Source organism: Verrucomicrobiia bacterium (assembly GCA_036268055.1).
Classification (GTDB): Bacteria; Verrucomicrobiota; Verrucomicrobiia; order Limisphaerales; family Pedosphaeraceae; genus DATAUW01.
On sequence record DATAUW010000013.1, the window covers coordinates 17,794 to 30,277 of the forward strand.

Here is a 12,484-nt window from a genome sequence, read left to right on the forward strand (position 1 = left end):
TGCGGATGGGGGCAAGGTGCGTCGTTAATAGTAATGATTTGCGGCTTGTTGAGGACTTGCTTTTTTATCACAGTGGCGAGATGAAAATTAAAAATCCTGGGATCATTCACAGTAAGGTTTCGCGCCGGAATTTTTTGCGGTTCACGGGCGCGGCATCGGTTACGGCGGCGGCGACCGCGCGCATGGGATTGCTGAATGTGGCTTCGGCTCGCGCGGAGGAGGTTGCCGCGGTTGCGGGAGGTAAAAAATACCCGATCGGGTTGGAGATGTATTCGGTGCGGAATGTGTTGGCGAAGGATTTGCCGGGGACGTTGAAGGCGGTGTCGAAGATGGGTTATGAGGTGGTGGAATTTTATGCGCCATATTTTAATTGGTCATTGTCCTACGCGAAGGATGTGCGGTCGCAGATGGATGATTTGGGATTGCGTTGTTTTTCGACTCATAATTCGTATGAGTCGTTCGCGCCGGGCGGCGGCATGGCCAAGGCGATTGAATTGAATCAAATTTTGGGGGCAAAAATTATCGTGCTGGCGTCGGCCCCGGGTGGAACGAAGGGCGTGGACGGCTGGAAGAACCTTTGCGAACGGTTGAGCGCGGCGACGGAGGAATTGAAAAAGCACGGGCTGACTGCGGGGTTCCACAATCATCAGGCGGAATGGACATCGCTCGAACCGGGCACGCGGATCATGGACGTGGTGGCGGCGAATACGCCCCACGAATTTGTGCTGCAACTGGACGTGGGGACCTGCGTGGAAGCGGGAGCGGACCCGGTGGCGTGGATCAAGGCGAATCCCGGGCGCATCCGCACGATGCATTTGAAGGATTGGGCGCCGGGTGCGGACAAGGGGTATCGCGTTCTGTTCGGCGAAGGTGTGGCGCCCTGGAAAGAAATTTTTGCGGCGGCGGAAACGACCGGCGGCATTGAATATTATTTGATGGAACAGGAAGGCAGCCGCTACGGCGAATTGGAGACGGTGCAACGCTGTCTGGAAAATTGGAAGCGCATGCGGAATGCGTAAGCGAATGTAAGAGATTGCAGCAAGGGAGGTTTGATAATTGGCATGTATATGCTTTAATGGAAGTTGTTGGCTGGGTTGCGTGGCGTAATCTTCACGAGGCCTGCGTGGGTGATTATTTCAGCACGACCTGTAATATATTAATAAACAGTTACTTATGCATGTATCATGGATGATTTAAATTCGGTGGAAAAATTCGTTTTTGTTGGCAACGTCAGTTTCGTTACCGGTTTTCCAATCCCCCGGCGAGTCTTGCATAATCTGGTTCTATTCGCTACTAACAGGTTGCCATGAGGCTGATTCCCTGCCTGATTTTGACCGGTGTGGTGTTTACGGTGGCGTCGCAAAGGACGTTCGCCCGGATGGAGTCTGCCGACGTCACTCTCGATTACGTGGCGAAGAAAGCCGAGGCGCGCGCGGCCAAGCCATTCCGTTCCCCGCGCGCCGACTTGCCGGATGTTCTGAAGGCAAGCAATCTGGATTACGACAAGTATCGCGAGATCCGGTTTCGCCATGATCAAGCGCTTTGGTCGGCGGAGAAGCTGCCGTTTGTCGTGGAATTTTTTCATCCGGGCTACCTTTACGAGGAGCCGGTGCATGTGAATGAATTTTCCTACGATTACGTTCAGCCGATCCGCTTCGTGCAGGATTTTTTCGACTACGGAAACCTGAAAATAAAAAATCAAATCCCGGTCACAACGGGCTACGCCGGGTTCCGGGTTTTGTGCGATTTGAATCGGCCGGGCCAACTGGACGAGCTGGGCGCTTTTCTGGGGGCGAGTTATTACCGGCTGCTGGGCAAGGGGCAGCATTACGGTGAATCCGCGCGCGGCCTCGCGCTGGATTGCGGCGAGACGGATCGTCCGGAGGAATTTCCCATCTTCACGGATTGGTGGCTGGGGAAACCGCAAACGAACGACACGCAGCTTCATCTGTTTGCGATCCTCGACAGCGTCAGTTGCACGGGCGCGTATGAATTTCAAATCCGGCCCGGTGAAACCACCACCGCGCAAATCGAGGCCGTGCTTTTCTTTCGCGAGCCGGCGGAAGTGCAAGCTGTGGATGCTAAAAAGAAGCCCATTGACTTGATCGGCATGGCGCCGTTGACGAGCATGTTTTGGTTTGGCGAAAATTCCGAGCGCAAGTTCGATGACTATCGTCCTGAAGTCCATGACAGCGACGGTTTGCTCATGCGTTTGGACAATAATGAAACCTTGTGGCGTCCGCTGAATAACGCGAAGACGATGCGCCATCAGAAATTCGCGACGAAGGAGTTGCACGGCTTCGGACTGTTGCAGCGCGACCGCGAATTCGCGGATTACCAGGACATATTTAATTCGTATCATCTCGTGCCGAGCGTATGGATCGAGCCAAAAGGCCACTGGGGCGATGGCGAAGTGCATCTGGTGGAACTGAGCACGAGCTATGAAGGGCTGGACAATATCGTTGCTTTTTGGGAACCGAAAGTGAAACCACAGCCCATGCAGCCCTTCCATTTCGGCTACACGCAATTTTGGACGCGCGAAACGGACCGCAAGCTTTCGCCCAACAAAGTATTGGCCACGCGCATCGGGTTGGATCCGGCGCATCCGACGTGGCGGCAATTCGTGATTGATTTTGGCGGGCCGAAATTTGCCGCGCTGCCGGAAGGGATCGAGCCCGAAGTGATCGCGAGTTGCAGCGACAACGCGAGCATCACCGAGCGGTTGGTTTTCAAAATCCCGCAGACTAATGATTGGCGCGCGATCGTGAAAATGGAACCGAAGCCCGGCAATACCGATCCCGTGGATATCCGTTGCACCATGAAGAAAGGGCAGGATGTCCTCAGCGAAACATGGACTTACCTGTGGAGCCCGCCTTAAATATTTCCAGTGGCGCACCCAATCAGCCGGGCCGGCTGGCAGGGCGTTCGCTCGACGAATGGAACGCCGCCTATGGCAAGGTGGAAAGTTATTTCCACGCCTTGCGAGTGCGCAACAAAGTGTTGCTCGGACGCCTTGTCACTCAGGTGCTGGAACGCGCAATGCGCCGCGCGCCGAACGAACCGAAGCGTTCCGCGACGGAACTCGCCGCGGAGGAATTGGATCACGTCGTCACCGGTTGGTACGCTGAAGTGTTGCAGGTATCGCCAACGGGTTCGGACCACATGCTTTCGACTCGTGGACGCCTGGCGTTGCTGCTCGCCGACATGCCGGGGAAATGGCAGGAATTGTTCCTCCAACCCGGCCCGTGGCCGCCTGAATTTATTTCCGCCATGCAAAAAGCTTACCTGCAAGCCGGGCCGGATTTTCAGCTCTCAAAAATGGCGCCGCGCCCATTGCATCTCGGCCCGATCACCACGCTCGCCAATCTCACCCACCTGCCCTACGCGCGCATGGTCACGATCTGGATATTGTTCGGATTGTTGCTCGTTCTGTTGTTCATGGTCACGCATCGTTGATGAACACCGCCCCAACGGAAACCACAAAGATGCCAGCAAATGATGAATCTCTCCGCTACACGATTCGCCCGGACAAACACGTGCGCGGCGGATTGCGCGTATTTATTTTCTATTCGTTCGCGGTATTGCTAACGGGGTTGGTGTCGGTGACGTTCGCGGATTTGCTTTGGCGCACCGGCTGGTCCACTTCGCGAACGGCATTGCTGGTGTTGTTCATTATTTTGTTTTTCTTTTCAGCGATTGGTTGCACGACCGCGATCTATGGATTCATTTTGCGCTTCGTCGGCGACCGGCATCGCATCACGCGCCTCGCCGATTATCATTCGCAAAGTCTCGAAGGCACCAGCACGGCGATTATCATTCCGATTTATAATGAGGACGTTCTCCGTGTTTACGAAGGCTTGCGCGTCACCTACGAATCACTGGAAAAAACCGGCCAGATTGAGCGCTTCGATTTTTTCATTCTAAGCGATTCCACCAATCCCGACAAATGGGCCGAAGAGGAACGCCGCTGGCATGATGTCATTCGCGAACTCGGCGCGCTCGGGCGCATTTATTATCGCCGCCGCATTAATAACGAAGGCAAGAAAAGCGGCAACGTGCGCGACTTTCTGAACACCTGGGGGCGGCGTTATCGCTACTTCATTGTGCTCGACGCGGACAGCGTCATGCGCGGAACGACGGTGGTTGACCTGGTAAAATTGATGGAGGCAAATCCCGGCGTGGGGCTGATTCAAACGGTTCCGGGACTTGTGAATGCCGAATCTCTTTTCGGCCGCCTGCAGCAGTTCGCGAATCGTTTTTACGGGCCGATTTTCGCGACTGGCTTGAATTATTGGGCGCAAGGTTTTGGAAATTATTGGGGCCACAATGCCATCATTCGCACGGACCCTTTCATGCATTATTGTGATTTGCCGAAATTACCCGGACGCAAACCATTCGGCGGGCAAATTCTCAGCCATGATTTCGTCGAGGCCGCCCTGCTCTTGCGCGAGAATTGGCAAGTTTGGCTCGCCTACGATCTTGAAGGCAGTTACGAGGAAGCGCCGCAAGGCATGATCGAGAATGCGCAACGCGACCGCCGTTGGTGCCAGGGAAATATGCAGCACGGGCTGGTGTTATTTGCGCGGGGTCTGCGCGGCATCAGCCGCCTGCACTTGATCAATGGAATTTTTGGTTATCTGGCCGGGCCGCTTTGGTTTTTCTTCCTCATCACATTTAATTGGATGTGGGGACTGCATCGTTTCAGTGGACTCTCGGACATCACGGTTCATAGTTGGACTTCGTATTTGAATTTAACGGGCAGCCAGCATGCCCTTTTGATTTTCCTGTTTTGCATGGCGGTGATTCTGTTGCCGAAAGTTCTTTCGCTGGCGGATATTGCGCTGGACCGTGAACGGCTGCGTGCTTTCGGCGGACTTGGACGCGTAACTTCCAGCACGGTTCTGGAAACGGTTTTTTCCACTCTGCACGCGCCGTTGCAGATGCTCTGGCATTTGCGCTTCGTCGTGACAATTTTGTTCGGCATCGGTGTAAATTGGGGCTCACAAAACCGCACAGCGGATGGCACATCGTGGGAATTCGCGCTGCGACGCCATTGGGGGCACACGCTTGCGGGACTGGTTTGGGGCAGTCTGCTTTGGTGGCTCGCGCCCTCGATGTTTTGGTGGTTCATGCCGGTATGCGCGGGCATGGTGCTGGCGATTCCGTTGAGTGTGCTTACGAGCCGCAGCAGTTGGGGTTCGCGCGCGCGCGCGGTTGGATTGTTCCTAACACCGGAAGAAACAATTCCCAATGCGGAACTCGATACGCTCCGGGTCCGCATGGCCGCGATGTCCGGCACGGCCAATATTTTCAAGCTGCCGCACGACGCGGGTTTTACGGAAATCATTTTGGATCCATATGTGAATGCGATTCACGTCTCGCTTTTGCGCGAGAAAAAATTGAATCCCGAATATGCGGAGGCGCTTTCAAAACTCGGCGCCGGGCAGCCGGAAGTTCGCGCGCTGGGCGAAAAATTGCTGGCGGAAGGTCCGAGCGTGCTTAAACCGCAGGAGAAGGCATTACTATTATCGGATGCCGATACGGTTTCGTGGATGCACCGCCAGGTTTGGCTGCGCGCGGGTGAAACGCTCGCGCCGTGGTGGCTTTCCGCCATCCGCCAATATGCGCGATGAAGTTTGCGCTCCCGCCCGCTTTTGCAATACTGATCACTGTTCATGCTTACAATTCGTGATTTAAAAACTTCGGTGAGTGCCCGGGTGCTGTTCGAGCACGCGGCGATGCAGGTAAATTATGGCGACCGCGTCGCACTTGTTGGTCCCAACGGTGCCGGCAAGTCCACGCTGTTTTCGTTGATCCTAAAACGGGCCGAGCCGGAGGAGGGAACGATTCAACGCGACGAGTGGACGATGGTTGGTTATCTGCCGCAGGAAGGTGAAGCGGTCGGCGACGAAACCGTGATGGAAGTGGCGACGGGCAAAGTCGGCGAGTTGCCGAAGCTCGAAAAGCAACTCCGCGAATTGGAAGCCGCGGGCGATGTTTCGAGTCCCGCCTATCTCGAAGCCCATGCGAAACACGACGCCTTGAACGATCCGCAAGTCGAGGCGAAGGCGAAGAAAATGTTGTCGGGTCTAGGCTATCGCGAAACAGATTTCAATCGCCGGGCATCGGACATGAGCGGGGGCTGGGTGATGCGCGCGCATCTGGCGCGTCTGCTGGTGATGGAGCCCGACCTGTTGCTGCTGGACGAACCGACGAATCATTTGGATTTGCTGGCGTTGCTGTGGTTGCAGGATTATTTAAAAAAATATTCCGGCGCAGTGCTGATGATTTCTCACGACCGGCAATTCATGGATGAAATCGTGACGCAGGTTTACGAAATCGCGGACAAAAAACTCGTCGCGTACACGGGAAATTATTCGGAGTTCCTGCAACAACGCGAAGCCAATTACGAGAATCGCGTTGCCGCTTTCAAAAATCAGCAAAAAGAAATTCAGGCACTTCAGGAATTCGCCGATCGTTTTCGCGCGATCCCTTCCAAGGCGGCGCAGGCCATGAGCAAGTTAAAACAGATCGAGCGCATGGAACAACTCGAGAAACCGACACCGCCTCGCAAGCCGTTTCGCTTTCAGATTCCCGCGCCTACTCGCGGCGGTCAACGCGCGATCACGCTGGAAGGCGTTCACATGGCTTATGGCGATCACAAGGTTTATCAGGGGCTGGATTTGATCATTGAGCGTGGCGAGCGCACGGTGCTCGTCGGACCGAACGGCGCGGGCAAATCCACTTTGCTGAAAATTCTTGCCGGCACGGTGCCGATTCAAAAAGGCGAGCGCAAGCTGGGACTCAATACGAAGCTCGGTTATTTCAGTCAGCATCGCGCCGATACGCTCGATGCCAATAAGACGGTGCTCGATGAAGTCTTGGGCGTCGCGCCCGCCATGCGTGAAGACGAAGCGCGCGCGGTGCTGGGCTCGTTCATGTTTCGCAAGGAAGAAATTTACAAACTCACGGGCGTGTTGAGCGGCGGCGAAAAGAGCCGGCTGAATCTGGTGAAATTCCTGGTGGATCCGCCGAACCTGCTGCTCATGGACGAACCAACGACGCATCTGGACATCACGACTGTCGAATCGCTGACGCTGGCACTGGAGCGTTATGAAGGCTCGCTGGTTTTCATTTCACATGACGTCCATTTCATCCGCCATTTGGCGACGAAGGTTCTTCATGTGAACGCCGGCCAGATAAAATCGTATCCGGGAAATTACGATTATTTTCTCGATAAGATCGGCGCGGCGGATGATGCGCGCGCCGCGTTGACCTCGAGTTGATGAGCCGCTTGCAAAAGCGGCGTTGATTAAAACCAATTCCAGCGGCTAGTGGACCACGAGCCCCAGGCTTTCATGTCGGCGAATTGCCGCCATGTCACGTGCTGGTCCATGAAAAGAATATTTCCTCCGATCGGGCGTCCGGACGTGCCCATGTGACTGCTATTATATCCCTTCGGCAATTCCGTCGGATTGACGGTGACGACGCCGGTGAACTTATCGGTGGGAACTCCCGAACCTTGCGAGATCACCACGTCGGTGACCAATTCCGTGGTTCCCGAACTATAGAAGGAATTAAAAACCGTGCCCATTTTGACGATGTAACCTTTCGGCGCAAGACCGCCCAAACCCGTGGGTGGCGTGACGATGCTCGTGCTGTAGGTTTGTGTGCCGTCCCGGCTCAGCAGCCATTGATAACTGGTCACGCGGCAGCCGCTCGAATAATTCCACCAAAAATCATTGTCCTGAACGGTGGTAAATCCTCCGGGGCAATAATCTATTTCACGGCTAGAACCTGATTTGGTCTGGGAATCCGCCATGTTTTGAGTGAGGTCCCACATTGCCGACCCTGGGCCTGGGTCGGTGGCGGTTTTTTCGGGCAGAAAATCATGGTTGTCGTCGGCGTACATTTGCAGCGCGAGCCCGATTTGGCGGAGATTGCTGACACACTTTGTGCGCTTGGATTTTTCCTTGGCCGTCGCCAGTGCGGGCAAAAGCAATCCTGCCAAAATGGCTATGATCGCGATGACGACGAGCAGTTCAATGAGGGTGAAACCGCCCGCCCTAAGAACACGGCTGCTGGTCGAATTAATTTTTGAACGGCCGGTCACGGAAAGTTCGCGCAGAGGTTTTGCGGCGGGTGTGTCGAGATTCATAAACATAAATAAGGGATTTGTTGTGTACAGATTACCTCAACGGGTATTAAATATTATTGAATCAAAGCGACTGTTTTTATGACAGGAACGGCGGGAGTCGTCAATTAATAATTATCAATCTCTGGGCCAAGCTTGCCGAATTCTATCGGCCGGGGAAGTAGGCGATGGCGCTTTTGAGCTTCATTTCATCAATCTCGCCCATTTGGCGCTGGATAATTTTTCCGCCGGGTGCGATGAGGATGGTGTAGGGAAATCCACCCGGCCAATCGGCATCAATCGCCGCGCCCAGCGCGTCCTTGTCTTTTCCACTGAACAGATAATTGCGGCACGCGACTTTTCTTTCCTGAAGGTCGGCAAGGACTTTGTCTTTTTTATCGAGATCATCAGCGCTGATGGTCACGACTTCGAAGCTGCCATTGCGATACATCCGATTCATGGTAACAAATTCCGGAAGCTCGCGCAGGCATGGCCCGCACCATGTCGCCCAAACATTGATCAGCCGCAATTTTCCGCTGTCGTTTTTCACGAGCGCCTTGATGGCGTCGGCATCCGCCATTTGCAACGTAACCGGCTCTTTTTCCATCTCCGCAAGTTCACGCGCGGCTGCTGTCCGCTTCTCCGACCATTTGATCGAACAGCCAAAGGTTTTGGTTTTCTCCACGGGCACGGGTTTGCCGGCGAGCAACGCGTCTAAGGCGGCGCGCGCGTCCTGATGAGTGGCGGCGTCTATGTTTTCAGCATTGTCCACGTGCCCGACGTAACGAAGTTTGCGCTCCTTATCAAAAATAAATACATGCGGCGTGGCGACGGGGCCATATGCCCGCGCGGTGGTTTGCGTGTCACCGTCGTAGAGATAGGGATAATTGAAGTCGCGTTCCTGCGCGCGGATTTTCATGTCCTCAAACGAATCACTGCGATCAGAATAAACCATTTCGCTGAGGCTGAGAGCTTGCGGATCGTTGGCGCCGATGGCTACTACCTTGACGCCTTTGTGTTCATAATCATTAACAATCTGTTTTATGCGGCCTTCGTATGCCTGCGCGGTTTTGCAATGATTGGCCGTGAAGACAATCATCAAAATTTTGGCGTCGGCATAATCTTTGAGGGAATGAAGTTTTCCGTCCACGCCGGGCAAATCAAAATCGGGAGCGGACGCGCCAATATCGAGGGTTTTTGTCAAGCCATCCGCCGTGAGCATGGGACCAGCGGCGCAGAACGTAACGGATAGAAAAAATATTCCAACGATGACGGCGGCAAATTGCAGGCGGCGGCCAAATGCTGAAGGATCAGAAGTTTTAAGACACTTGACCAATGATTTCATGAGCCAAATTTAACAGCCGTCCGTGGCTTTTTATTGTCTGGAAACGGCGGATTTTATGCCGGAAGCGGCGAGGCGATTGCGTGGGAACAAAATGTTATTTAGAAGAAAATGGTCGGGACGGTGAGATTTGAACTCACGACCTTCTGAACCCCATTCAGACGCGCTACCAAGCTACGCTACGTCCCGAACCATCCGGCTGTTTTTCAACGACCGGAAAATCATCTTACGATGGCGAATGCCAAATTCAATACTATTCGGCGCGCTTTTTGGACAACGTGTGAGTGGCGTGGCCGTAGAAAACTTCAGCGGCTTCCATCACCGTTTCTGAAAGCGTCGGGTGCGGATGAACTGTCAGAGAGAGGTCTTTCGCCGTCACGCCCATTTCGACCGCCAACGCGCCTTCCGCGATCAGCTCCCCTGCCCCAACGCCAACAATGCCCACGCCGAGGATGCGTTCAGTCTTCGCGCAAATGATCAACTTCGTCAGACCGTCCGGACGATCCAGCGTCAACGCGCGACCCGATGCGCCCCACGGAAATTTCGCGACTTCAATATCAACGCCTTCGGCCTTTGCCTGGGCTTCGGTCAGGCCGCACCACGCCAATTCGGGATCGGTGAAGACCACGGCGGGGATCACATATTTGTCCGCGGTGCCGATCTCGCCCATGATGGTGTCCACGGCGATGCGTCCCTCACGGAACGCCTTGTGTGCGAGCAGAATTCCGCCCGCGATATCGCCAATCGCATAGATGGACGGGTCGCTCGTGCGCTGGTTGGAATCCACTTTGATGAAACCTTTTTCGTCCTTTTGAACCTTCGTGCTTTCGAGGCCGAGATTATCGCCATTGGGCACGCGCCCGACTGCAACGAGAACGCGGTCGTAAAGTTCCTCTTTTTTCTGGCCTTCAAATTCGGATTCCACCTTGATCTGCTTGCCGCTGGTGGACATCTTGAGAACCTTCGACTTGAGGCGCACTTCCTTGAAATTCTTTTTCGCGTACGCCATCACCGGACGGACGAGGTCAGCATCGGCTCCGAGCAAAATGGAATCGAGCGCTTCCACCATGACAACCTTGCTGCCGAGCGTGGCGTAAACCGTGCCCAATTCCATGCCGATGTAACCGCCCCCGACGATGAGCAAATTCTCCGGGATGTCTTCCGTTTCGAGCGCCTCGGTGGAAGTCATGATGCGCGGGTTGCCGAGATCGAACGCCTTGGGCATGGCCGGCTTGGAACCGGTGGCGATGATGGCATGTTCGTAATTGACGAACTGCTGGCCCTGCTCGGTCTCGACGCGCAGGGAATTGGAACCTTCAAAATGCGCACGGCCGTGGATGACGTGGACATTCCGTTTTTGCGCGAGCATGCCGATGCCGCCGCAAAGTTTCGCGACGATGGATTCCTTCCAGGCGCGCAGTTGGTTCGTGTCAATTTTTGGAGCCTCAAAAACGATGCCGCGATGGGCGGATTCGCGCGCGGCGGAAATGGTGTGCGCCGCGTTGAGAAGCGCCTTCGAGGGAATGCAGCCGCGGTTGAGGCAGACGCCGCCGAGGCGCTTGTCGCGCTCGATGAGAATGACTTTTTTGCCGAGGTCCGCGGCATAAAACGCCGCCGTATAACCACCGGGACCGCCGCCGACCACTACAATTTCAGTTTTGATGGGTTCCATGTTTCGTGCTTCCTCGCGCCCTTACGCTGACAAACCGTTCTTGACGTCCGCTTCGTTGAAGTTTTCCAAAGCCTGCAACAGATCCACGGTGAAGCGCGCCGCCTCGCCGCCATCTATGATGCGATGATCGTAGGACAAACCGATCGGCAACATCATGCGCGCCTCGATGGCTTTGTTGCGCACGACCGCTTTCATCGCGCCTTTGCCAAGGCCGAGAATGGCGACTTCGGGCTTGTTGACGATGGGCGTGAAATGCGCGCCGCCGATACCGCCCTGATTGGAAATGGTGAACGTGCCGCCCTTCAATTCGTCGGGCGAAACTTTGCGATCACGCGCTTTCTTGGCCAGTTCATCGAGGTCTTTCGAGATTTGCAGCAGACTCTTTTTATCAATGTCGCGAATGACGGGAACGATCAAGCCGGCTTCGGTATCCACAGCGATGCCGAGATGGAAATATTCCTTGAATACAATTTCTTCAGCCGCTTCATCAATACTCGCGTTGAAAATGGGATGCTTTTTCAAGGCTGCAATAACGCCCTTCAACACGAACGAAGTCACTGTGAGCCGCGCGCCTTGCTTCTCGTAATCCGCTAAATATTTTTTGCGCAGTTCCAGAATGGTAGTGAGGTCCACGTCATCGAACTGCGTGACGTGCGGAATCGCATTCCAATTTTCCACCATGCGGCGGCTGATGATCTTGCGCAGGCTGGTCATCGGCTTCTTGGAAATCTCGCCCCACTTCGAAAAATCAATTTTCTCGGGAGCGGGTTTTTCCGCCGTAGGCGCGCCAACCGCAGCCTTGGGAGCCTGAGCGGCGCGCGTCAATTTCTGGATGTAATTCTTGACGTCGTCGAGGACGATGCGGCCACCGCGCGCGCTGCCGCGAATGCGGGTAAGATCAATGCCCAGGTCATTAGCCATGCGGCGAATGGAGGGCGAGGCGGCGACATCGCCGTTGGATTCGGCAACCGGCGCGGCTTCGATAGGTTCATCATCTTCCGGCAATTCCATGACCGGTTGGGCGGCGCGAGGCTTGGCGGCGGGGCGTTTTTCTTCCCTGGGCGCAGATGCTGGAGCAGCGGCGGAAGTTGAACCGCCAGCGCTTTCGGTGACGGTGATGATGCGCGCGCCGACGCTGATTTTATCGCCGCTCTTGACGTGAATTTTCGCCACGACGCCCGACGCCGTGGAAGGAATGGTGGCCACCGCCTTTTCGTTTTCCAATTCCATCAACGGCTGGTCCTTCTCGATCCTGTCGCCTTCCTTCACAAAAAGGCTTACGACAGTGCCACTGTCGGCACCTTCACCCAGATTAGGCAATTTTACGTCCATAATG

General features: G+C 55.0%; 9 protein-coding genes and 1 tRNA gene. 5 read left to right on the forward strand and 5 right to left on the reverse strand.

The window, feature by feature from the left end; translation table 11 throughout:
- The first annotated feature begins 134 nt into the window (after nt 1-134).
- The 5 genes from VH413_07135 to VH413_07155 all read left to right on the forward strand — a co-directional run bounded on the left by VH413_07135 (nt 135) and on the right by VH413_07155 (nt 7,286).
- Nucleotides 135-1,019 (forward strand): sugar phosphate isomerase/epimerase family protein, encoded by an 885-nt coding sequence (locus VH413_07135; protein ID HEX3798460.1) that lies wholly within the window; start codon nt 135-137, stop codon nt 1,017-1,019.
- Between the two features lie 287 nt (nt 1,020-1,306).
- On the forward strand, nt 1,307-2,878 hold the full coding sequence (locus tag VH413_07140) for a glucan biosynthesis protein G (GenBank protein HEX3798461.1): 1,572 nt from the start codon (nt 1,307-1,309) through the stop codon (nt 2,876-2,878).
- Nucleotides 2,863-3,456, forward strand: coding sequence for a hypothetical protein (locus tag VH413_07145; protein HEX3798462.1), 594 nt, complete (start codon nt 2,863-2,865; stop codon nt 3,454-3,456). Before VH413_07140 ends, VH413_07145 begins: the two co-directional genes overlap by 16 nt.
- Before the next feature lie 29 nt (nt 3,457-3,485).
- Nucleotides 3,486-5,633, forward strand: a complete 2,148-nt coding sequence (gene mdoH / locus VH413_07150; protein HEX3798463.1) for a glucans biosynthesis glucosyltransferase MdoH — start codon at nt 3,486-3,488, stop codon at nt 5,631-5,633.
- Nucleotides 5,634-5,675: 42 nt separating this feature from the next.
- The gene (locus tag VH413_07155) at nt 5,676-7,286 is read left to right on the forward strand and encodes an ABC-F family ATP-binding cassette domain-containing protein (protein ID HEX3798464.1); all 1,611 of its coding nucleotides are present in this window, start codon (nt 5,676-5,678) and stop codon (nt 7,284-7,286) included.
- A 26-nt stretch (nt 7,287-7,312) separates the two neighbouring features.
- Here VH413_07155 and VH413_07160 read toward each other — a convergent pair whose 3' ends face one another.
- From VH413_07160 to VH413_07180, 5 genes are all read right to left on the reverse strand, one after another.
- Nucleotides 7,313-8,158 carry a type II secretion system protein gene (locus VH413_07160; GenBank protein HEX3798465.1) on the reverse strand — a complete coding sequence of 282 codons (846 nt, stop codon included), beginning with the start codon at nt 8,156-8,158 and terminating at the stop codon, nt 7,313-7,315.
- Nucleotides 8,159-8,300: 142 nt separating this feature from the next.
- Nucleotides 8,301-9,479: a redoxin domain-containing protein gene (locus VH413_07165; protein HEX3798466.1), complete on the reverse strand. Its 1,179-nt coding sequence runs from the start codon at nt 9,477-9,479 to the stop codon at nt 8,301-8,303.
- Nucleotides 9,480-9,588: 109 nt separating this feature from the next.
- Nucleotides 9,589-9,665 (reverse strand) — tRNA-Pro (locus VH413_07170).
- A 64-nt stretch (nt 9,666-9,729) separates the two neighbouring features.
- On the reverse strand, nt 9,730-11,148 hold the full coding sequence (gene lpdA, locus VH413_07175) for a dihydrolipoyl dehydrogenase (GenBank protein HEX3798467.1): 1,419 nt from the start codon (nt 11,146-11,148) through the stop codon (nt 9,730-9,732).
- A 21-nt stretch (nt 11,149-11,169) separates the two neighbouring features.
- Nucleotides 11,170-12,480 (reverse strand): 2-oxo acid dehydrogenase subunit E2, encoded by a 1,311-nt coding sequence (locus VH413_07180; GenBank protein ID HEX3798468.1) that lies wholly within the window; start codon nt 12,478-12,480, stop codon nt 11,170-11,172.
- Nucleotides 12,481-12,484 lie beyond the last annotated feature (4 nt).